Raw genomic sequence first — 20411 nt, forward strand, 5'->3', positions numbered from 1 at the left:
CTCTGCCATGCTCAAGAGATCCCTTCTTGCTCCCGTCGTGGCAATGGCCGCGCTGGTCGCACTCGGCGGCTGCGGGGGCACCGCCGGGAACGCGCCACAGCCGTCCCAGACGGCGGCGGCCAAGGACAAGAAGCATCAGATCGAATCAGTCAAAGCCGACTGCATGAAGCGGAAGGGCTTCAAGTACGTCGCCTACGTACAGCCGGAGCAGCAGGACAGCGAGGACGACAAAGCTCGCGACCTCGGCGGCTACCAAGCGATGCGGAAATATCGCGAAAAATATGGGTTCGGGGTGTTCGCGATGCACGTCTACCCCAAGGGGATGGGGAACCCGGCCATCAAGCCCGACAACCCGGAGAGCAACCCCAACTGGAAGATGCAGAACGCGCTGTCCAAGGCCCAGATGACGGCCTACCGGAAGGCGACGGATGTCTGCATGATCGAGGCGGCCAAGAAGGTTCTCGGCAAGACCTTGAAGTCGATGGACGACTACTACGTCCAGCAGAATCGGGCTTCCGATCAGGCCAGTGCCAGGACCATCGACAGTGACCCCAAGCTGATCGAGCTCGCCTCCGCCATGGCCGGCTGCCTCAAGGGCAAAGGCTACCCGATCGGCAAGGCCACGCCCACGGCCATGTCCCGCCAGGGGCGGGAAGTGTTCCTCGCTCAGGAGGACAAGCTGGGCAGGCAACAGAACGACGACGTGCCCGACGTCGCGCCGCCGGTCAAGGACGGCGAGATCAGGATGACCTACCAGCCCACGCTCACCCCAGAGGAGGCCAGGCCCTACCTGAACAAGGAGATCAAGGCGGCCCTCGACGACCTGGAGTGCGGCAAGGACTTCTACCCGGCGTACATGCCCAAGAGCGAGGCTGTCCACCAGCAGATCAACGAAGAATTCGGCATGTGAGGCGCGGTGAAGTCGCCCCGCAGGCTGCTCGCCTTCATCATCGCTGGTGTCGTGGCCATCGCCGCCGCCGGCTGGGTCGTCAGCACCCGCCTGCGCTCCCCTGCCGACGAGGCCGCCCGCCGCGCCGCGCCGAAGGCGTCGCTCGTCACCGCCGCCGTCGAGCGCCGCAAGCTGGTCAGCACGGTCGTGGTCAGCGGCACGCTCGAATACGGCTCGCCCCTGCCCATCACCCTCGCGGGAGTGGTCGGTGGCACCTCGGAGCTGCAGCGGGTCACCCGGGCGCCGCGCCAGGGCAGGCTGAAAGAGGGAGCGGCGTTCATGGAGGTGAACGGCCGCCCGGTGTTCGCGCTGCGCGGCTCCGTGCCGATGCACCGCACGATCGGCCCGGGCACCGAGGGCAAGGACGTCAAGCAGCTGCAGAAGGCGCTGCGCAGACTCGGGTACGGCGGGCGCACCTCGGGGGTGTTCGACCAGGCCACGATCGCCGCCGTCACCAGGATGTACAAGAAGAAGGGGTACGAGGCCCAGCAGCCCACGCTGACCGACCGGCAGGCCCACGACCAGTTGCGCAAGGCCGTACAGACGGCGCAGGAGACCCTGGCGACCGAGAAGAACACGCTCGACCAGGGGCGTGACGTGCTCCCGCTGAAGGTCAAGCTGACCAACGCCAAGGCGGACCTGAAGTCGGCGCGCGCCGCGCTGAAGGAGGCCGAGAGGCAGCGGCTCACTCCGGAGGACGACGCCAAGCTGGCGACGGCCGACGCGACCGTACGCGCGGCCGAGGAGAAGCTGCTCGAAGCCGAGCAGGCGCTCGCCGCGGCCAGGAATCAGCCGACCGCCGCCCCGACCACCACCTCGACCGCCCTGCCCACCGCCACCGCCGCGCCTCAGCCGACCCAGGACACGAGCCTGCTGGAGCTGAAGGTACGCAACGCCAGGGCCGATCTGGACCAGGCGCAGGAGGCGTACGGCCGGATCAAGGAGGAGTCGCGGCAGGCCCGCGAGAAGCTGCTGGAAGAGCTGCGCAAGGCCGAGCGCACGGCTAAGGACGGGCTGGTCACGGCCGAGCAGGCACTGCGCCAGGCGCGGCGGCTCTCCCCCACCAAGCTCAAGGTGGCCAACGCGGCCAAGGACGTGAGCGCGGCCAGGTCGCTGCTGGCGGAGTTCGAACGGACCTATGGCACGGCGATCCCGCCGGGCGAGATCGTGTTCCTGCCGAAGCTGCCCGCGCGGGTGCAGAAGACCGCGGTGAAGGCGGGCGAGGCCGTCGAGAAGGAGATCGCCACGGTGACCAGCTCGACGTTCATGGTGACGGGATCGGTAGAGAGCGCGGAATCCGACCTGCTGCGTACGGGGATGAGCGCGGTCATCGAGCTCGACTCGGGCAAGACGTACCCGGCGGCGCTCACCGCGGTCGGCGAGAAGGCCACGGTGCCGGGCCAGGAGAAGGGCCCCGAGGGCACCCAACCGGTGCTGCTCACGCCGAGCTCGGCGAAGGGGCTCAAAGGCCAGTCGGGCGCCACGGTCACGGCCAGGGTGACCGTGGGGGCGACCAAGGAGCCGGTGCTGGTGGTCCCGGTGGCCGCGGTCGTCACGGGGGCCGACGGCAGGGCGCGTGTGCAGGTGGAGTACGCCACGGACAAGACCAAGGAGGTCGAGATCCGCACCGGCCTGACCGCCGACGGGAACGTCGAGGTCACCGGCGCGCTCAACGCCGGCGACCGAGTGGTGGTCAGCGGTGTCTGAACCGGTCACCGAGCCGACCGAGTCGGCGGTGCCTGAGCCTGGCATCGCATCAACCAGCTCAGCGGTGCCTGAGCCGGTAATCGAGCTGACCGCCGTATGCAGGGACTACCCCGCGCAGCCGCCCGTCCGCGCGCTCGACGACGTCTCGCTCCAGGTGGCGCGCGGCGACTACCTGGCGATCGTCGGCCCGTCAGGCTCGGGCAAGTCCACGCTGCTCAACGTCCTGGGCCTGCTGGACCGGCCCAGCTCGGGCAGCTACCGCCTGGACGGCACCGAGACCACCACCCTGCGCGACGGCGAACGGACCAGGCTGCGCGGCGACCGCATCGGCTTCGTCTTCCAGTCCTTCCACCTGCTCCCCCATCGCAGCGTCGTGGAGAACGTGATGCTCGCGGAGATCTACGGCGGCCACCCGCGCAAGGGCAGGCGGGAGCGGGCACTGGCGGCGCTGGAGCGGGTCGGGCTCGGCCACCGCGTGGGCTTCCTGCCCGACCGGCTGTCCGGCGGCGAACGCCAGCGCGCGGCCATGGCCAGAGCCCTCATGGGCGAGCCGTCCCTGCTGCTCTGCGACGAGCCCACCGGAAACCTCGACAGCCGCAACACCGAGGCGGTGCTCGACCTGTTCGACGAGCTGCGCGAGCAGGGCCTGACGATCGTGGTCATCACGCACGAGCGGGAGGTCAGCACGCGCGCCGGTCGCCGGGTGCGGATCACCGACGGCGTGCTGGTGGAAGAGGCGTGATGCACGTACGGGATCTCGTCGGCGAGGCCGTCGCGGGCATGCTCGCCAGGCCGGTACGCTCCGCGCTCACCACGCTCGGCACCGTGCTGGGCATCACCACGCTGGTCATCACGCTCGGCGTGGCCGCCACCGCGGGCAACCAGATCGTCGGGCGCTTCGACGAGCTGGTCGCCACGGCCATCACGGTGGAGGTGCCCGAGAGCGCGAACGTACCGCTGGTCGCCTGGGACTCGCTCGATCGGGTGACCAGGCTGCGCGGGGTGGTCTCCGCCGCGGCGGTGGCCGAGACCAAGGACAGCTCGAACCTGTCGGTCCGCTCCAACGACCTCGTCGACCCGGCCAGGGTGACCACGCAGACCCTGACCGTACTGGCCGCCACGACCGGCCTGCCCGAGGCCGCCAGGGGCCGGGTCGTGCAGGGCAGGTTCTATGACGCCGGCCACGTCAAGCGGGCGGACCGGGTGGCCGTGCTCGGCGACCAGGCGGCCAGGATGCTCGGCGTCACCAGTCTCGACCGGGCTCCGGCGATCTTCATCGGCAAGCACGCGTACACGGTCATCGGCATCCTCGGCGACCTGCGCCGCGAACGGAACCTGAGCGCCGCCGTCATCGTGCCGCCCACGGTGGGCAAGCAGTTCGGGCTGCGTGACGTGACCAGGGTGCTGGTCAACACCAGCCTGGGCGCCGCCGACCTGATCGCCGGGCAGGCGCCGAACGCGCTCTCCCCCGGCAACGGCGACCAGCTGCAGGTCGTCGCCCCGCCCAGCCCCACCAGGGCGCGCGACCAGGCGCAGGACGACGTCAACGCGCTCTTCCTGATCCTCGGCCTGGTCTCGCTGGTGGTGGGCGCGGTCGGCATCGCCAACGTCACGCTGGTCACCGTGATGGAACGCGTCGCCGAGATCGGCCTGCGCCGCTCGCTGGGCGCGGCCCGCCGCCACATCGCCGCCCAGTTCCTGCTGGAGTCGACGCTGATCGGGCTCGCGGGCGGCGTGATCGGCGCGAGCATCGGCGTGGTCGCCGTCGTCGCCGTCTCGGCCGCCAAGCAGTGGACGCCGCTCCTGGACGTACGGCTGGCGATCGGGGCGCCCATCGCCGGAGCCGTGGTCGGCCTGCTCGCCGGCCTGTACCCGGCACTGCGGGCGGCCAGAATGGAGCCGGTGGACGCGCTCAGGTAGCTTTCCGATCATGAACCCGACACCCGAGGACGGCATCACGCTCACCGTGTGCCCTCCTCTGACCGACCACGACCTCAACGACCTCTTCGCGGCCTCGTGGCCCGGCCACGACCCGATCTCGTTCGCGGGCCAGCTCGGCCACAGCCTCTGCTGGATCGCCGCCCATCGCGCGGACCGCCTGGTCGGCTACGTGAACGTCGCCACGGACGGCGGCATCCACGCCTTCATCCTGGACACCACCGTGCATCCCGCCGAACGCCGAGCGGGCCTCGGTGTCCGCCTGGTCCGCGCGGCCGCCGACGAGGCCAAGGCGCGCGGCGCAGAGTGGCTGCACGTGGACTACGAACCGCATCTCGAGGGCTTCTACGCCCAGTGCGGCTTCCGTTCTACGGCGGCGGGGTTAATGCAGCTCTGAGGATCGCAGCTCTGAGGATCGCGGTTCTGAGGATCGCGGTTCTGAGGATCGCGGCGCGACGAAGCGGCGGCGCGGAGGATTGCGGGAAGGTCTTTCGCGGGGTCTACTTCGTCCATGGCACTCCCCGAACTCGTCCCCTCCGGGCAGCCGGTGGACGTCCAGAAGACCAGTTTCTCACTCGATGTTCTCGGCCGCTTCTTCTGCAGCACCTGGCAGGAGGCGACGGGCAGCGGCGGACCGCCGTTCTCGGCGGTGGTGGTCGGCGGCGGGATGTACGGGGCGTACTGCGCGACCAAGATCTACCGGCGGCACCCGGGCAAGCGGGTGCTGCTGCTGGACGCCGGCCCCTACCTGGTGCCCGAGCACGTGCAGAACCTCGGCCGTATCGGGCTGAACGTCCCCGCGCCCATCGCGCCCGGCGCCGATCCGCGCGTGCCCCGGGAGCTGGTGTGGGGGCTGCCGTGGCGGGGCAACGTCGACTTTCCCGGGCTCGCGTACTGCACCGGCGGCAAGTCCCTCTACTGGGGCGGCTGGTGCCCCCGGCTCACGGCGGATGATCTCCGGCATTGGCCGGCGTCGACGGCCGCGTACCTGGAGAGCACCTACCTGGAGGTGGAGAGCGAGATCGGCGTCGTGCCCGCGACCGATTTCATCGCGGGAGACCTCTATACGACGCTGTTCGAGGCGTTCGCGTCCGCCGCCGCGGTGACGCCGGGGTTCGAGACCGGCCTCGGCGATCGCGGCGCCGAGGTCGCGCCGCTCGCGGTGCAGGGAGACTCGCCGGTGTCGGGCCTGTTCAGCTTCGACAAGTACAGCAGTCTGCCGATGCTCATGGACGCGGTCCGCGAGGATGTGACCGCCTCCGGCGGACGCGACGCGGACCGGCGGCTCTTCGTGGTGCCCCTGGCGCACGTCCTCCGGGCGCACGCGGCCGACGGGGTGGTGACCGCGATCGACGTCGACGCCGCCGGGCGGCCGGAGTCCCTGCGGGTCTCCCCCGACTGTGCTGTGATCCTCGCCGCGAGCGCGGTGGAGACCACCCGGCTCGCCCTGGGCTCGTTCCCCACCCCGCTCATGGGCCGCAACCTGATGGCGCACGTACGCAGCGACTTCACCGTCAGGATCCGCCGTACGGCGCTGCCACCGCTGCCCGAACACGTACAGACCGGCGCGCTGCTGCTGCGCGGGCTGGTGCCCGCCGGCCGGTTCCACATCCAGATCACCGCGTCGACGAGTCAGGGCGGATCCGACGAACTCCTGTTCCGCATGCTCCCGGACATGGACCTGCTCGAACAGCAGCTGGCCAACACCGATCCCGACTGGATCACCGTCACCCTGCGCTGCGTCGGCGAGATGCACGGGGACCGGACGACCGAGATACCGGACCCGGACAAGAGCTGGATCAATCTCAGCCCGCACGAGGTCGACGAGTACGGCATCGCGCGCGCGTACCTGCACCTCACGCTCGATCCGCGGGATGAGCAGGTCTGGGCGGCCATGGACGGCGCGGCGCTCGCCATCGCCCAGGCGGTCTCCGGCTCGCCGGACCAGATCCAGTATCTGTACGACAACGCATGGCACGCGCAGCCGTTCCCCCTGGACAGGCCGTTCCCCGAATGGCATCGGGGACTCGGGACGACCTACCACGAATCCGGCACGCTGTGGATGGGCGACGACCCGGCCACCTCGGTGACCGATCCGGTGGGCCGCTTCCATCACGTACGGAACGCCTATGCCTGCGACCAGTCGTTGTTCCCGACGGTCGGATCGGTCAACCCGGTCCTCACGGGACTGACCCTCGCCAGGCAACTGGCCGACCGGATCTGAACGGAACGCCGCCTCCCTTGCGGGAGACGGCGACCGTGCGAGTCTTATCGAACCCAGAGGGGGTAGTAACCGGGGCTACCTGTGCAGTCGTACTGGCTGAAGCCCTCCCGGACGTACTGCTGGCCCATGTCGATGCACTTGGACTTGGTGGTGAAGACGCCGATGTACACCCAGCCGGCCGCCTGAGCGGGGGTGCTGAGCACGCTGACGCCCATGACGGCGATGGCTGTCGTGAGGAGCGCGGCACGTAGACGCGACATGTGTCTCCTTCATACCCGGGGACGCGATACGCGAAGATCATGTCAGGGCAGGGTCCGAAACGCGATCTCGACGACCTGGTCAGTCGTCGCCGTGCGCATGGTGAGCCGGCCGATCCGGGCCACCGGTCCGAACGCCGCCCACCAAATGTCGATATTGTGTTGCTCCGCATCGCCCTGGCGGCAGGTAGAGAGCTGAGGTAGGACAAGTGGCGGCACATGGCTTCGGTGACTTCGCGAACATGAATATCGATGCGTTGCTGGCGGATTCACAGAAGCGGGTGGCCCGTTTCGAGGAAGCGCAGAAAAGGGCCGCGGACGTGGTCGGCCGGGCCGCTACCGCCGACGACCACATCGCGGTCGAGTGCACCGCCTCCGGGGTGAGCAGACTCGATATCGACCCCCGGGCCAAGCGCATGAGCGTCGAGGAGATGTCCGCGGCGATCCTCCAAGCGATTCACGATGCCGACGCGGACCTCAAGCGTCAACTGTCGGAGATCCTGACGGACTCGTTCGACGGGGACCTCCTGAACCCGACCGGCGACCCGGAAGCCGCAAGTGCGCAGGTCGAGGAGGCGCAGAAAGCGTTCGACCGCATGATGACCGACACGTTGGGCGAGCTGGACCGCATGCGCAAGGAGTTCGGCTACTGACCGGGGGACCCGCGTGGCGGTGTCGCCGCACCCGTTACTTCAGGCCGTCCGTCAGGGTCTTGTCGTACCCCCAGGCAACCCCGCACGCCACCAGCAGCAGGAAGAGCTTCCACAGAACCTTCTTCCACAACACCAGAAGCCGCTGCTCCATCGAGAGGGCCAGCGATTGCGCCTTCCATTGGCCGTAGAACCACCCCCCTCCGCCGAGGGTCCCGGAGAGCGCGAGCGCCGCTGTGAAGGTGGCACTCGTGAAATTGAGGTAGATCCACGCGGTCCAGAGGTTGGCCAGCACTCTGAGGATCAACGAAAGGCGATGCGCCGAGTTGGCGGCGGTCTGCGAGCCCATGTCGTACTCGTCGACCTTCTCCCCGAAAGCCGCTCGATCCATCGCCTGCCAACTGGCCGCCGACACATTGTCGTGCTGATTCCGCATGGACGCGCCGGAGGCGGACACGCTGCCACTGATGGCACTCCAGCCGTCCGCGGCCTTGTGCAGCAACTGCGGATCCGCTGGCACCGTGAGGCCGAACTGGAGCACGTACTTCTGCAGCGCCGGCAGCAGGGCGGCGGCGAACGCCCATTCAGCGAGTGCCGTCAGCTGCATCCACCGCAGATCGCCGCCGCCGCCGGGCTCGTACGGACTGGGCGTGCCACCCGGAATGGGGAGTTTAAATGCGTCGGACATTTTCTATGTTCTCCACTTCCGCGGTGTCCACGTTTCCGGATGCCGTATACAGCTCGTCTCGATGACCGTGCAATGATTGGGCCATGTCGCCCAGCTTCCACTCGGCGGCGGCGACTATTTTGTCGTGCTCCCGGGTCAACGGAAACCCAAGCACACCCAACGCACCCCAGCCGAGCCGCATATTCGGCGGAAAGGTGCCGGCCTCTTCCAGATGTGATACGGGAGAAGTCCCGGTGGTGTCGTCGACAAGCGCGTCGCCGAGCCTCTTGATCGCTGGCCTGTTGTATATCCGGGCCGACTCATCCGCGCCTGTGCCGGGTGTACCCGAAGGCAACGTCATCACCATCCGTCCCCAACGAGTTACAAAGAGTAACTTTTTCGCAGTACGTCAGTAAGATCATATAAGTCGAAAGCTGCGCACACAGGCTTCTGCGCCTATTGCTCAGCACGAAGTGCAAGCAGGGCCGTGCCGGGCAGCCGGCTGAACGCACGCGGCGCCGCCGGTCCGCCCGAGGCCGGTCAGTCGTTGCCGAGCTCCATCGCGGCGCGGTCGAGCATCTCCTCGTCCTCGGAGACCTCGCCGCGTGAGGCGATGATCTCGGCGCCGCCCTGCGGCATGTCGCCGATCAGCGGGGTCGAGGGCGTCTGGGAGGCGTCGATGAGCGCGGGATGGGTGGGGCCGAGCATGCCGAGGCTGGCGTACTGCTCCAGCTTGGCGCGCGAGTCGGCGATGTCGAGGTTGCGCATGGTGAGCTGGCCGATCCGGTCCACCGGACCGAACGCCGAGTCCTCCGTACGCTCCATCGACAGCTTGTCCGGGTGGTAGCTGAAAGCCGGGCCGGAAGTGTCGAGGATCGAGTAGTCCTCACCGCGCCGCAGCCGCAGCGTCACCTCGCCGATGACCGCCGTGCCGACCCAGCGCTGCAGCGACTCGCGGACCATGAGCGCCTGCGGGTCGAGCCAGCGGCCCTCGTACATCAGCCTGCCGAGCCGCCGTCCCTCGCTGTGGTAGGTCGCCAGCGTGTCCTCGTTGTGGATCGCGTTGACCAGCCGTTCGTACGCGGCGTGCAGCAGCGCCATCCCGGGCGCCTCGTAGATGCCGCGGCTCTTGGCCTCGATCACCCGGTTCTCGATCTGGTCCGACATGCCCATGCCGTGCCGGCCACCGATCGCGTTGGCCTCCATCACCAGGTCGACCGGGGTGGCGAACTCCTTGCCGTTGATCGTCACCGGGCGGCCCTGGTCGAAGCCGATGGTCACGTCCTCGGTGGGGATCTCGACCGTGGGGTCCCAGAACCGCACGCCCATGATCGGGTCCACGGTCTCGATGCCGGTGTCGAGGTGCTCCAGGGTCTTGGCCTCGTGGGTGGCGCCCCAGATGTTGGCGTCGGTCGAGTAGGCCTTCTCGGTGCTGTCGCGATAGGGCAGGCCGTGGGCCAGCAGCCACTCCGACATCTCCTTGCGCCCGCCCAGCTCCGACACGAAGTCCGCGTCGAGCCAGGGCTTGTAGATGCGCAGGTGGGGGTTCGCGAGCAGGCCGTAGCGGTAGAACCGCTCGATGTCGTTGCCCTTGAACGTCGAGCCGTCGCCCCAGATCTGCACGTCGTCCTCGAGCATCGCCCGGACCAGCAGGGTCCCGGTGACCGCCCGGCCGAGCGGGGTGGTGTTGAAGTAGGCCCGCCCGCCCGATCGGATGTGGAACGCGCCGCAGGTCAGCGCGGCCAAGCCCTCCTCGACCAGCGCCGCTCGACAGTCGACCAGACGCGCGATCTCAGCCCCGTACTTCGTCGCGCGACCGGGCACCGAGGCGATGTCGGGCTCGTCGTACTGGCCGATGTCGGCGGTGTAGGTGCACGGGACGGCGCCCTTGTCGCGCATCCAGGCGACGGCGACCGAGGTGTCGAGACCACCCGAGAAGGCGATGCCGACCCGCTCGCCGGTGGGCAGGGAGGTGAGAACCTTGGACATGAGACAAGAGTATGCATTGCTTCGCATGATCATGCAAGATTCGGCGCGGGGCGTGGTCTTCGCGTGCAACAGTTTTTGCCCCTGGCTCCTCTCGGAGGTGAAAGAACGACGAAGGGCGAGAACCGTTGGAAGGCGATCCCCGATTCGCAGAGTTCGTCGCAGAACGCGGCGACGCGCTGCTGCGCTACGGCTATGTACTGGCCGGGAACCCCCATGACGCGGCCGACCTGGTCCAGGAGGCGCTGCTGAAGCTCCGTGGCGCCTGGCCGCGATTACGCCTGAAGGAGAACCCGGAGAGCTACGCGCGTACCACGATGGCCAGGTTGCACATCGCCAAGTGGCGATTGCGGCGACGCGAGCTGCTCGTCTGGGACCTGCCCGAACGCGAGCACCACGATCCGCTGCCCAGCGGCGACGAGCGCAGCATGTGGCAGGCGCTGGCCGGACTGCCGCGCAAACAGCGCGCGGTGCTGGTGCTGCGCTACTACGAGCAGCTCGACGACGCGGAGATCGCCGCCGTGCTCGGGATATCCCGCGGCACGGTACGCAGCCAGGCCGCCCGCGCGCTGAGCAAGCTGCGCTCCGCCTTACCGACTGAGCGGAATTCGATGACCGGAGGGAAGGCCCGATGAACGAGGTCGAGGAGACCCTGCGCAGGACGTTCGGTCAGGCGGCCGAGCAGGCGCCCAGACTGCCGGGGATGCTGCCCCAGCGGCTCGAACGGGTTCACCTGCGCAGGAGGCGGCGGTCCCGGATGGCACTGGCCGCCGCGGCGGTCGTGCTGGTCTCGGGCGGGACGCTGGCCGTAGTGCGTGGCGGCGAGACCACGACGGCCGTACAAGGCGAAGTCGCCTCGCAGGGGCAAGCCGAGGCGCCGGCCGAGCCCGTGGAGAAGGTCTGGCCGGAGGCGGTGCTCAAGGTCGCGGGGAAGGGGTACGGCGGGACGGCGTGGCAGCCGGCCACGGTCATCGACGACCGCACGGTGCTCATGACGACAAGGGATGGTTTCGCGAGCACGGCGGCCATCTACGCCTACGACCTCGAGACCGCCGCCCAACGCAAGATCGCCGACGTGCCGCGGCCCGCCGGGACGGTGTCGTTCGCCTCGGACTTCGCCGTGGGCGGCGGCCACGTGGCCTGGTGGACCGCGACGGAGGACTCGGTCGCGCGCCTTTGGGCCGTACCGCTGGAGGGCGGTGAGGCGAAGATCGTCGCTGACCAGAGGGTCCAGGCCGACGACGACGGCAACTTGATCGACGGGCTCGAGGTGGTCAACGACAAGATCGTTTTCTCGGTGCGCCCAGGCGGAGTCTTCACCGTTCCCCTCGGGGGCGGCACGGTGGAGCCGATCGCGGAGAGCGCCGGAATGCACCTGCTGACCTGGCCGTGGGCCGGCACACCAGGGCCGGGCGGCCAGCCCAAGACGGGCCCGGTGGGCGAACGGACGGAGGGCCCGCTGTACGAACGGATCCGGAACCTGGAGACCGGGGAGACCGCCACCGCCGTCGTCCACGCCGACGAGCAACTCCGCTCGTGTGGCGTGCGCATCTGCCTGGGCACCACCTCGAGCGGCGAGAGCTTCTACCGGCAACGGGACGGCTCACAGGAAAGGAAAGCGATCGGCTACCCTCTCATGCTCGAACCACCGACCCAGGACCGCTTCTCCTTCTCGTCGTACGGCCCGCAGCCCGCGGGTGTCGGGCTGTACGACCTGGTCAGCGGCAAGTCGGCCAGCCTCGGCATCAAGCCGGAGGGTAATGCGATCAGGCTGCCGATGACGGATTCCACCGGAAGGATCCTCAGCTACTCGCTCGGGGACGACCTGTACATGATCGACCTGTCCAGGATCCGGTAGCCGTCGCGCGCCCCTCAGAAGCGGTCGAGACGGCATTGTCGCCGCCTCGACCGCGGCGGCGAGAATGGTTCGGCCGCCATTTGCTACCCGCGTGTTACCGTCGGGTCATGGTTGGGTCGATCCTCCCGCCGTCTTCAGATATCGCCCGCATTCGGCGGCACATTTTCTATGCGGATGCGGTGAGCGTGCTCGTTCTGTTAGGAACAGGGTGCTTTTTTTCGTTGAGCAGCCAGACGGCATTCGCAGGGTACCTATCGGCGGGGGCCGGCGTGGTGTCGCGAGCGTGCGCCCCCGTGGCCATCATCGTTCTCCTGCTAGGGCTCTGGCATCAGCCCAGAACTGGTAAATCCCTATTGGACCTCTCCAGTCCCAGCGAGCAGCGCGCCGCGTCGAAGTCGGCGCGGATAGACCGGGTAGCTCAGGCGCTCTACTGGAAACTGATCGTGCTTCGCGTCGCCACCAGGATCGTCATCGTGCAGGCCGCCTTGTATGGCGTGTCGGCTGTGGCGCCCTCCTGAATATGCCAATGGACGAATTGAGCGATCGCATCTACCCGGCATTCGAACCCCGTCTGCTGTCGGCGTTGGAGCAGGCGCTGGAGATTGTCGAGCGCGACGTTCGCGCCCGAGGAATCACCGGTGCGCTCCGCTTGATCACCCCGGGAGACGACCGTCGCGCCGGTCGGTGAACTACCTTGATCGCGTCGGCACGCGCACGATGATCCGCTATCCCATCTCGCCGAGGTCGAAGGAGACATCGACCAGGCGGACCGTCCCGACCTCCGGGTCGTCGAGGAGCTTGCGCAGGTCGGCGAGTTTCCAGCGGTCGGCCACGAGCCCGTACACGACACCCTCCTTGGCCGTATCCGCGAGCCCTTCGTAGGTCAGCTCGAACTCGCGGAAATCGTCCCCCTCGTCAAGCAGCCCCACCCACCTGCGGAACTCCGCCAGCGCCGCCTCCGGCTCGGTCTCGCACTGATAGGTGAGATCCGTCGGGACTTGGTCCTTGGTCATGTCGCGGTTCCAGACGACCGCGTTCAACGAGGCCGGATCATCGGAGTCGTCGTAGTAGGACGGCGAGTAGATGTAGGAGACGCCCGCCCCTCCGCAGAGTGCGTGCCTGCGGTTGAAGGCGACGAGCCGCTCGGTGGCCATCGGATGCGCGAACTCCACGACCGCGACGGCTTCGAGCGTCTGAGGAAGTCCGTCGATGGTCTTCCGGACCTCCTCCTTGTCGACCTCGGAGTCCGGCTCCACGGAATCGATCGCGTCCTTCAGGCTGCCCATCGGCCCGCCGAGGGAAGGGGCGCGGACGGTGCCGAACAGGTTCTCCACGATTTCGTAGTCCGTCCTGCCCGCGCTGGGACCGGCCCGGCGCGGCTCCCCCTGCAGCGTGTAGGACGTCTCCAGCAGCCCTACGCCGTTGCCGTACCCGTACGACAGGCGCTTGTCCGGGTTCGCGATGCGGGCGGCCGTGCCGTACACCTCGCCGATCCGCGCGTCGTCGGAGGGATCGATGAACACCCACAGGACCCGATCGACGGCGCTGAAGGCCAGGAACAGCGCCGCGGTGACGGCCAGGACCTTGACGAGAGACCTGGCCACATACGCCCAGTCGGGCTCCCTCGTGTTCAGCACCGCGCGCTCCTGCGATCTAGATCAAATCGGGTAAGGCGCACCATAGCCGCCCGGAACCGGGGCGGGCGGGGAATCAAGCGCCCCCTCAGCTGTGAAAGTGCTGCGCTCAGGGTCGGAGGCCGGCGCGTTAGATGACTACCGGGGGTTCAGCGACGCAGTGATCGCCATCGTGGTGTAGGCCATGGTGAAGCCGCCGCCGATCGCGTCGATGGCGGCCCCGACGCCCGCCAGCACCTCGGCCAGCTGCTCCGGTGGGAGTTGGGTGAGCGCGCCGGTGGTGGGCAGCAGGTCGAGCCAGTCGTCGCGGCTGTAGTACCGCTCCCAGTCGAATCGCCACTGCTCCGGCTCGCCGAACTCGGCCGCCTTCCGGATGCCGTCGGCGAACAGGGCGAACATCGCCTGGTAGATGTCCTGGCCCGGCCGCGGCGGTCCGGCGCTCAGCGGCGAGTCGGGCGCCACCTTCCGGAAGACGGTGGCGAACGCCTCCGCGACGAAGGGCGGCGGGTCGTACACGTGCGCGAACACCGCCAGCAGGCCGCCGGGCCGCAGCACCCGCGCCGCCTTGGCGGCGCCCGCTACGGGGTCCACCCAGTGCCAGGACTGCCCGGCGACGACCGCGTCGAAGGTACGGCCGGCGGCGTCCCAGTCCTCGAACGTCGCCACCTCGACCTCAATCCCGGTACGGCGGGCGAACTCGGCCATCCGGACGTCCGGCTCGACACCCAGCACCTTGCACCCGGCCGCCAGGAACTGACGGGCTTCTATGCCGGTGCCGCAGCCGACGTCGACGATGTCGAGACCGGGGCTGGCGGCGATGATCTGCCGCACCAGGGCGTCGGGATAGTCGGGGCGGGCCCGGTCGTAGCGTTCGGCGTCGACCCCGAACGACTCCGCCATCTGCCTGGCCTTATGGGGCTCGTTCCGCGAAGGCTCTGGTTGCTCCTGCGATAAAGTGGGCATGCGCCCACCATAGTGGGCAGGCGCCCACTCCACAATCGGGCAGACGTTCGCGGTGAGCGAAGGGTGGGCAAAAGCATGTGAAGCGTGTGAAGAAGGAGGACGGGCGATGCCGACTGGAGTGGCCCTCCGTGATGTACGGCAGCAGTTGTTCGACGCCGCTGAGCGCGTCCTGCTCCGGGACGGGGCGCCCGGCCTGACCAGCCGGGCGGTCACGACAGAGGCGGGTGTCGCCAAGGGTGTCCTGCACAAGCACTTCGAGGACTTCGACGCCTTCCTCGCCGAGCTCGTGCAGGACCGCATCGCCCGGCTCGAAGGCCAGGCCACCGCCCTTCGCGACTCCGCCGGGACCGGCACCGTCGCCGGCAACCTGACCGGGGCGCTGATGAACCTGTTCGACTCGGTCGCCGTGTCGATAGTCGGTCTCGTCATCTTCCGGGATGAGTTGCGGGCCCGGCTGCCTCGGGCCCGGCCGGCTTTCGGCATCCCGATCCTGACGGATGCCGTGGCCATGATCGCCGCCTACCTGAACGAGGAGTGCGAGCTGGGCCGCATCGCGGCGGACGCCGACGTGGAGGCGCTGGCGCTCTCCCTGATCGGAGCCGGGCACATGCTGTTCGCCGGCCGGGACGGGGTCGCGCCGGAGCCGGAGGAAGTCGGCAAGGTCGTGAACGCCGTCATCGCCGATGTCACGCAAAGACGCCTGCTATGAGCTGATGCTCACCGGCCGCCGCGCGCGTACCAGGACGATGCCGACCGCGAGCGTCATGGCCAGGCAGACGGGGGTGTAGAGGAACAGGTTCAGCCAGTAGAACGGGCTTCCGGTGTCCGTGCCGAGGCCGAAGGCCCACACCACGCCGACAAGCCCGCGCACCAGCACACCGGCGCCCACGGCCATGGTGACCACCCTGGCCACCCAGCCGCCCCGCCCGCCGGAGGCCGCCGCCACAGACAGGGCCCCCACGCTCAGCATGAGGATGAGCGGCAGCAGGACCCGTGGGGTGAAGGGCACCTCGGCGTTGAGGACGGCCAGGGAGAGCGCGCGGGGGTCGGCGATGGGCCGGACCACCCAGAACAGATGGACGAGTGCGTCGAGAAGCAGGACGGCGGCCGCGAACGCGCCGGGGCGTGAGATGTTCATGCCCTCCAGGAGGCGCCGAACTCGCCAATGGTTCCATGGAACCTTCTGCCCCCGAGCCGCCTCTGGATAGACATGTACTGGCCTGTTGCCGACCTGGACCCGGTGCGCCGGCTGCGCGTGCTCGCCGCCGGCGTCCCCGGTGCGCGTGTCGCCGAGCGGATTCTTCCCGCCCCCTTCGATCTGGTCTGGGAGGTGGCGAGCGACCTGGAGCGGGAGTTCGGCACCTTCGAGCCGGACATGCGAGACCTGCGGATCGTCGCGGACGACGGAGGCGGGCGGCTGGTGGCCGAGGCCCGTAGCAAGTACGGGATGCGCGCCCGCTTCGATGTCGACCTGCGGCCCGGCTGGTGCTGGATGCAGAGCAGGTTCCTGCTCGTCGGCCTGGCGGCCACCGCCGTTCCGGGAGGCACGCTGGTGGCGCAGACCGGCGGCATCCGCGTGCCCGGACGTACCGCGCTGGTGCCCCTGGGCGTCCGGAGAGCCGGGGAGAAGGCCCTGGCCCGGCTGGCGACACGGGTCGCCGAGCGTGCCCGATGAGCGCGGCGCTCGTCCGGGCCGCTCAGCGCGGCGACACGATGGCGATGAACGACCTGCTCCGCGAGCTGACCCCGTACCTCGGCCGGATCTGCGGGCCCAGGCTGCTGGCGGTGCCGGTGGGCACGGTCAAGTCCCGGCTGGCACGGGCCCGGCTGAGCTTCCGCAATGCCTGGCAATCGTGAGCGATTCCCTGAGGGGAATTGTCCAATGTCATGGCTCGCCCGGAGGATCCTCACGTAACCGAAGCGGGGAAAGGACGTGCGATGAGGAGCTATCACCTGCGGCCGGGACGCGGGCTCGCCGGGCTGACCGTCGAGGACCGGGACGAGCCCGCGCCGGGGCGCGGTCAGGTCGTGGTCAGGATCCGCGCGAACGGACTGGGCTATCGCGATCTCATGGTGCTGGCGAACGACTATCCACTGCCGATCAGGCCCGGCGTCGTGCCCGGCTGCGAGGGCGTGGGCGAGGTCGTGACCGTCGGCGAGGACGTGACCCGGGTCAGGCCGGGCGACCGGGTGGCGGCCACCGTGTTCCCGAGCTGGCAGGACGGGCCCTTCCTGCTGGAGAACGCCGCCCAGCTCGGCACCATGACCGACGGAGTGCTGGCCGAGTACGCGGTGCTGAGCGAGGACGGCGTGGTGCCCATCCCCGAGCACCTGTCGTACGAGGAGGCGGCGGCGCTGCCGCTGGCGGCCGTGACCGCGTGGAACGCGCTGACCTCCGGCGGCGCCCCACGGCCCGGCCAGACCGTGCTGACGCTCGGCTCGGGCGGGGTATCGCTGTTCACGCTGATGTTCGCCAAGCTGAGCGGCGCCCGGGTGATCATGACGACGTCCGGCCCCGCCAAAGCGGAGCGGCTGCGGAAGCTCGGGGCCGACGAGGTGATCGACTACCGGGCGAACCCGTCATGGTCAGCAGAGGTCCGCGCGCTCACCGACGGCGTGGGCGCCGATCGCGTCGTCGACCCGGCGGGGCCGCTCGAGCAGTCGCTGAAGTCGGTGGCGTTCGGCGGCGAGGTGGCGTTCGTCGGTTACCGGCTGTCCGGCGCCGAGGGCGCCCGGCCGGTCGACCCGGCGCTGCTGTTCGGGGCGGGCGCGGTGCTGCGCGGAGTGGCGACCGGCAGCCGCGCCCACTTCCTCCAGGTCAACCGCGCGGTCGCCACGCACCGGCTGCGTCCCGTCCTCGACCGGGTGTTCCCGTTCGAGGACGTCCACGAGGCGTACCGCTACTGCGAGGCGGGCGGCGGCTTCGGCAAGATCGTCATCAGCCACGACTGACCGGAGCGCGCCTGTCAGGAGGCGGCGCGCCTCCGCCGGTGGGCCACCGTCGTCAGGCGCTCGTGAGGATGACGAGTTGCTGAGTCGCTCGGGTCATCGCGACATAGCGGTCGACCGCTCCCTCGATGCCCTCGCCGAACGCCTCCGGGCCGACGAGGACGACCAGGTCGAATTCGAGCCCCTTCGACAGCTCCGGGGTCAGCGACCGGACGCGGGACGTCGTACGGAATGTGGGGTCCCCGATGACGCACGCGATCCCGTCGGCGTGTGCGGCGAGCCAGGTGTCGAGGATCGAGCCCAGATCCGAGGCGGATCCGTGGACGACGGGGACGTCACCGCGACGGATGGAGGTCGGCACGTTGGCGTCCGGGAGCACGGCCCGGATGACCGGCTCGGCTTCCGTCATGATCTCTTCCGGCGTCCGGTAGTTGATGCTCAGGGAGGCCAGGTTGATCCGGTCGAGCCCGATCCGCTCGAGCCGCTCCTGCCACGACTCCGTGAACCCGTGCCTGGCCTGAGCGCGGTCCCCGACGATGGTGAAGCTCCGGGACGGGCACCGGAGCAGCAGCATCTGCCACTCCGCGTCGGTCAGCTCCTGGGCCTCGTCCACGACGATGTGCGCGAACGGGCCGGCGAGCAGGTCCGGTTCGATGCTGGGCAGTGTGGTCTCGTCGACCAGAGAGACCTTCGCGTCCTGTCCGCGCAGCATCGTCACCAGACCTTCGCCGTCGTCATCGGCGGCGAGCAGGTTGTCGACGACCTTGTCCATCTGCTCACGTTGGGCGGCGAGAGAGGCGTCACGCCGGCGCTTACGGAGCGCCGCCTCCGGGTCGCCGAGCCGCTGCCGTGCCGCGTCCAGGAGCGGCAGGTCGGACACCGTCCACGCCTGGGCGTCCGCGCGCTGCAGTGCTCGCACCTCGTCGGGGCTGAGCCAGGGAGCGCACATCCGCAGGTAGGCGGGTACGGACCACAGGTCCCCCACGAGGTCGGCCGCTTCGATCAGCGGCCACGCCTTGTTGAAGATGGTGAGCAGCTCCCTGTCCCGCAGCAGCGACTTGCGGAGCAGGTCAGGCGAGGCGTCGCCGTCGTGCTTGTCCATCAGGATCGTGAGCAGTTCCTCCCAGATCTGGTCACGCGCATCGTTGTGCGGGGTGCCGGGATCCGGCGCCTGGAACGCCTCGGCCCAATCCTCGGCGCTCAGCCAGATGTCGGACCAGGGGGTCGTGATCGTCATCCCCTTGGTGGGCGGGTTCTCGTAGAACCGGACGGCCGGCTCGATCGCCTGCGTCAGGTTCGCGGACGACTTCAGGCGGGCCACGTCCGGGTCGGCCTCGATCGCCGCCGCGGCTCCCTCGGCGACGAGGTCCCGCAGGGTGCAGGTCTGCACGCCCTCCTCTCCGAGGCTGGGGAGTACGTCGGCGACGTACGCCAGGTAGGGCTGGTGCGGACCGACGAACAGCACGCCGCCCCGGTGGTGACCGAGGCGCGGGTCGGAGTAGAGCAGGTAGGCGGAGCGGTGCAGCGCGACGACGGTCTTGCCCGTGCCCGGACCGCCGTCGACGACGAGAGCGCCCCGGGAGCCCGCGCGGATGATGGCGTCCTGGTCGGCCTGGATGGTGCCGAGCACGTCCCGCATCCGTGCCGACCGGTTGCTGCCCAGGCTGGCGATGAAGGCGGACTGGTCGTCGAGCGCGGCGTGCCCGACCAGCCCGTCCGAGGTGAAGACCTCGTCCCAGTAGTCGCTGATCCGGCCGCGGGTCCAGCGATACCGGCGGCGGCTCGCCAGACCCATCGGGTTGGCGTGAGTGGCTCCGAAGAACGGCTCGGCCGCCGGGGAACGCCAGTCGACCAGCAGTTGACGACCCTGGCTGTCCCTGAGGCCGAGCCGGCCGACGTACACGGGCTCGGGGTCGTCCGCGCTGACCATGTGTCCGAGGCACAGATCCAAGCCGAACCGGCGCAGCGCGCGCAGGCGAGCGGTCAGCCGGTGGATCTCCATGTCCCGGTCCATCGCCGCCCGGCCGATGCCGCCGGGCGCCTTGCGCTCGGCGTCGAGTCGGTCGGACAGGTCGGCGATCGACTGCTCAAGGCTCTCCGCGATGGCCGCGAAGTGCCGCTCATCGCCGGCGATCAGCGCCTGGTCGGCTTTGAGGGCGAGGCGGTCGGGAAGGTCGAACGCGCTGGTGGTCAGGGGGTTCAAGTAACATGCTCCGATCTGAGGTCACTGCGGACCCGTTCCTGGCGTTCTGGCCTCGACCGCTGATTCTGCGGCACGACCCGGGTCTTGCCGCAAGCCCCCCGGTGCGCTATACGTTGAGAGTGGAAAGGTGCGGATAATCCCCTTTCCCCTTCACGAGGCGGCGCATCGCCGCCGCACCCACGGTCCGTCGGAGACTATCTTTAGTCGCGTTCGACATTGACAAGTGGGGGCTCCGTACGTCATCATGGAAATGCGACCGGAACAATGGGTCTGCGTAAGCGTGGACAAACTGCATTCGAGCGAGTACGCTCATGCTTCCACGCTGCTTTTCTGACGACCCGCTCCGCTTGCTCACGTTGCGAGGTTGTCTGGCGTGCGTGTAGTCAGTCCGCCGCGAGCCCTCGGAAGGACATCTGTTGGCAGCCT

At 69.1% G+C, this 20411-nt stretch carries 23 protein-coding genes; 15 read left to right on the top strand and 8 right to left on the bottom strand.

All coding sequences use genetic code 11. From position 1 onward, the window contains the following. Positions 1-7 precede the first annotated feature (7 nt). The 6 genes from AB0L53_RS49635 (at position 8) to AB0L53_RS49660 (ending at position 6818) form a co-directional block, all read left to right on the top strand. Complete coding sequence (locus tag AB0L53_RS49635; RefSeq protein WP_364010899.1) at positions 8-910, top strand: hypothetical protein; 903 nt, start codon at positions 8-10, stop codon at positions 908-910. Positions 911-916: 6 nt separating this feature from the next. Next, entirely contained in the window at positions 917-2656 is a 1740-nt protein-coding gene (locus tag AB0L53_RS49640; protein WP_364010902.1) for a peptidoglycan-binding protein, read from the top strand. Between the two features lie 64 nt (positions 2657-2720). Next, the gene (locus tag AB0L53_RS49645) at positions 2721-3398 is read left to right on the top strand and encodes an ABC transporter ATP-binding protein (protein WP_364010905.1); all 678 of its coding nucleotides are present in this window, start codon (positions 2721-2723) and stop codon (positions 3396-3398) included. Further along, positions 3398-4576 carry an ABC transporter permease gene (locus AB0L53_RS49650; protein WP_364010908.1) on the top strand — a complete coding sequence of 393 codons (1179 nt, stop codon included), beginning with the start codon at positions 3398-3400 and terminating at the stop codon, positions 4574-4576. Before AB0L53_RS49645 ends, AB0L53_RS49650 begins: the two co-directional genes overlap by 1 nt. A 10-nt stretch (positions 4577-4586) precedes the next feature. Next, positions 4587-4991, top strand: a complete 405-nt coding sequence (locus AB0L53_RS49655; RefSeq protein WP_364010911.1) for a GNAT family N-acetyltransferase — start codon at positions 4587-4589, stop codon at positions 4989-4991. Between the two features lie 114 nt (positions 4992-5105). Continuing rightward, positions 5106-6818 (top strand): GMC oxidoreductase, encoded by a 1713-nt coding sequence (locus AB0L53_RS49660; RefSeq protein WP_364010914.1) that lies wholly within the window; start codon positions 5106-5108, stop codon positions 6816-6818. A 44-nt stretch (positions 6819-6862) separates the two neighbouring features. Here AB0L53_RS49660 and AB0L53_RS49665 read toward each other — a convergent pair whose 3' ends face one another. Beyond that, positions 6863-7078, bottom strand: a complete 216-nt coding sequence (locus AB0L53_RS49665; protein WP_358553131.1) for a hypothetical protein — start codon at positions 7076-7078, stop codon at positions 6863-6865. A gap of 206 nt (positions 7079-7284) precedes the next feature. Between AB0L53_RS49665 and AB0L53_RS49670 the strand changes: the two genes are divergently transcribed. Continuing rightward, the gene (locus tag AB0L53_RS49670; protein WP_358553129.1) at positions 7285-7728 is read left to right on the top strand and encodes a hypothetical protein; all 444 of its coding nucleotides are present in this window, start codon (positions 7285-7287) and stop codon (positions 7726-7728) included. Positions 7729-7762: 34 nt separating this feature from the next. Here AB0L53_RS49670 and AB0L53_RS49675 read toward each other — a convergent pair whose 3' ends face one another. From AB0L53_RS49675 to argG, 3 genes are all read right to left on the bottom strand, one after another. Then, positions 7763-8413: a hypothetical protein gene (locus AB0L53_RS49675; protein WP_364010918.1), complete on the bottom strand. Its 651-nt coding sequence runs from the start codon at positions 8411-8413 to the stop codon at positions 7763-7765. Beyond that, complete coding sequence (locus tag AB0L53_RS49680) at positions 8397-8759, bottom strand: hypothetical protein (protein WP_364010921.1); 363 nt, start codon at positions 8757-8759, stop codon at positions 8397-8399. The genes AB0L53_RS49675 and AB0L53_RS49680 overlap by 17 nt, the downstream gene beginning before the upstream one ends. Positions 8760-8932: 173 nt before the next feature. Next, positions 8933-10381 carry an argininosuccinate synthase gene (gene argG, locus AB0L53_RS49685; RefSeq protein ID WP_364010924.1) on the bottom strand — a complete coding sequence of 483 codons (1449 nt, stop codon included), beginning with the start codon at positions 10379-10381 and terminating at the stop codon, positions 8933-8935. Positions 10382-10506: 125 nt separating this feature from the next. On the opposite strand from argG, the gene AB0L53_RS49690 reads away from it, so the two are divergent. The 4 genes from AB0L53_RS49690 to AB0L53_RS49705 all read left to right on the top strand — a co-directional run bounded on the left by AB0L53_RS49690 (position 10507) and on the right by AB0L53_RS49705 (position 12924). Continuing rightward, a complete protein-coding gene (locus AB0L53_RS49690) occupies positions 10507-11013 on the top strand; it encodes a SigE family RNA polymerase sigma factor (RefSeq protein WP_364010927.1) in 507 nt (168 codons plus the stop codon). Then, positions 11010-12236 (top strand): hypothetical protein, encoded by a 1227-nt coding sequence (locus AB0L53_RS49695; protein WP_364010930.1) that lies wholly within the window; start codon positions 11010-11012, stop codon positions 12234-12236. Before AB0L53_RS49690 ends, AB0L53_RS49695 begins: the two co-directional genes overlap by 4 nt. A gap of 107 nt (positions 12237-12343) precedes the next feature. Next, the gene (locus AB0L53_RS49700) at positions 12344-12754 is read left to right on the top strand and encodes a hypothetical protein (RefSeq protein ID WP_364010932.1); all 411 of its coding nucleotides are present in this window, start codon (positions 12344-12346) and stop codon (positions 12752-12754) included. Positions 12755-12762: 8 nt separating this feature from the next. After that, on the top strand, positions 12763-12924 hold the full coding sequence (locus tag AB0L53_RS49705; RefSeq protein ID WP_364010935.1) for a hypothetical protein: 162 nt from the start codon (positions 12763-12765) through the stop codon (positions 12922-12924). A gap of 37 nt (positions 12925-12961) precedes the next feature. Here AB0L53_RS49705 and AB0L53_RS49710 read toward each other — a convergent pair whose 3' ends face one another. Both AB0L53_RS49710 and AB0L53_RS49715 read right to left on the bottom strand, forming a co-directional pair. After that, positions 12962-13873: a hypothetical protein gene (locus tag AB0L53_RS49710; protein ID WP_364010937.1), complete on the bottom strand. Its 912-nt coding sequence runs from the start codon at positions 13871-13873 to the stop codon at positions 12962-12964. A gap of 135 nt (positions 13874-14008) precedes the next feature. Beyond that, complete coding sequence (locus AB0L53_RS49715) at positions 14009-14833, bottom strand: class I SAM-dependent methyltransferase (RefSeq protein WP_364010940.1); 825 nt, start codon at positions 14831-14833, stop codon at positions 14009-14011. 106 nt (positions 14834-14939) lie between these two features. Here AB0L53_RS49715 and AB0L53_RS49720 point away from each other — a divergent pair, with 106 nt between their 5' ends. Beyond that, positions 14940-15542: a TetR/AcrR family transcriptional regulator gene (locus tag AB0L53_RS49720; protein WP_364010943.1), complete on the top strand. Its 603-nt coding sequence runs from the start codon at positions 14940-14942 to the stop codon at positions 15540-15542. On the opposite strand, the gene AB0L53_RS49725 is transcribed toward AB0L53_RS49720, so the two are convergent. Next, on the bottom strand, positions 15537-15971 hold the full coding sequence (locus AB0L53_RS49725; protein ID WP_364010946.1) for a hypothetical protein: 435 nt from the start codon (positions 15969-15971) through the stop codon (positions 15537-15539). The two genes, AB0L53_RS49720 and AB0L53_RS49725, sit on opposite strands and share 6 nt — an antisense overlap. A gap of 72 nt (positions 15972-16043) precedes the next feature. On the opposite strand from AB0L53_RS49725, the gene AB0L53_RS49730 reads away from it, so the two are divergent. The 3 genes from AB0L53_RS49730 (at position 16044) to AB0L53_RS49740 (ending at position 17785) form a co-directional block, all read left to right on the top strand. Next, positions 16044-16508: a hypothetical protein gene (locus AB0L53_RS49730; RefSeq protein WP_364010948.1), complete on the top strand. Its 465-nt coding sequence runs from the start codon at positions 16044-16046 to the stop codon at positions 16506-16508. Then, entirely contained in the window at positions 16505-16690 is a 186-nt protein-coding gene (locus AB0L53_RS49735) for a hypothetical protein (RefSeq protein WP_364010951.1), read from the top strand. The genes AB0L53_RS49730 and AB0L53_RS49735 overlap by 4 nt, the downstream gene beginning before the upstream one ends. 81 nt (positions 16691-16771) lie before the next feature. After that, a complete protein-coding gene (locus AB0L53_RS49740) occupies positions 16772-17785 on the top strand; it encodes an NAD(P)-dependent alcohol dehydrogenase (protein ID WP_364010954.1) in 1014 nt (337 codons plus the stop codon). Positions 17786-17837: 52 nt separating this feature from the next. On the opposite strand, the gene helR is transcribed toward AB0L53_RS49740, so the two are convergent. Further along, positions 17838-19985 carry an RNA polymerase recycling motor ATPase HelR gene (gene helR, locus AB0L53_RS49745; protein WP_364010957.1) on the bottom strand — a complete coding sequence of 716 codons (2148 nt, stop codon included), beginning with the start codon at positions 19983-19985 and terminating at the stop codon, positions 17838-17840. Between the last annotated feature and the right edge of the window lie 426 nt (positions 19986-20411).

The organism is Nonomuraea sp. NPDC052129, assembly GCF_040680095.1.
In the GTDB taxonomy this organism is placed as follows: domain Bacteria; phylum Actinomycetota; class Actinomycetes; order Streptosporangiales; family Streptosporangiaceae; genus Nonomuraea.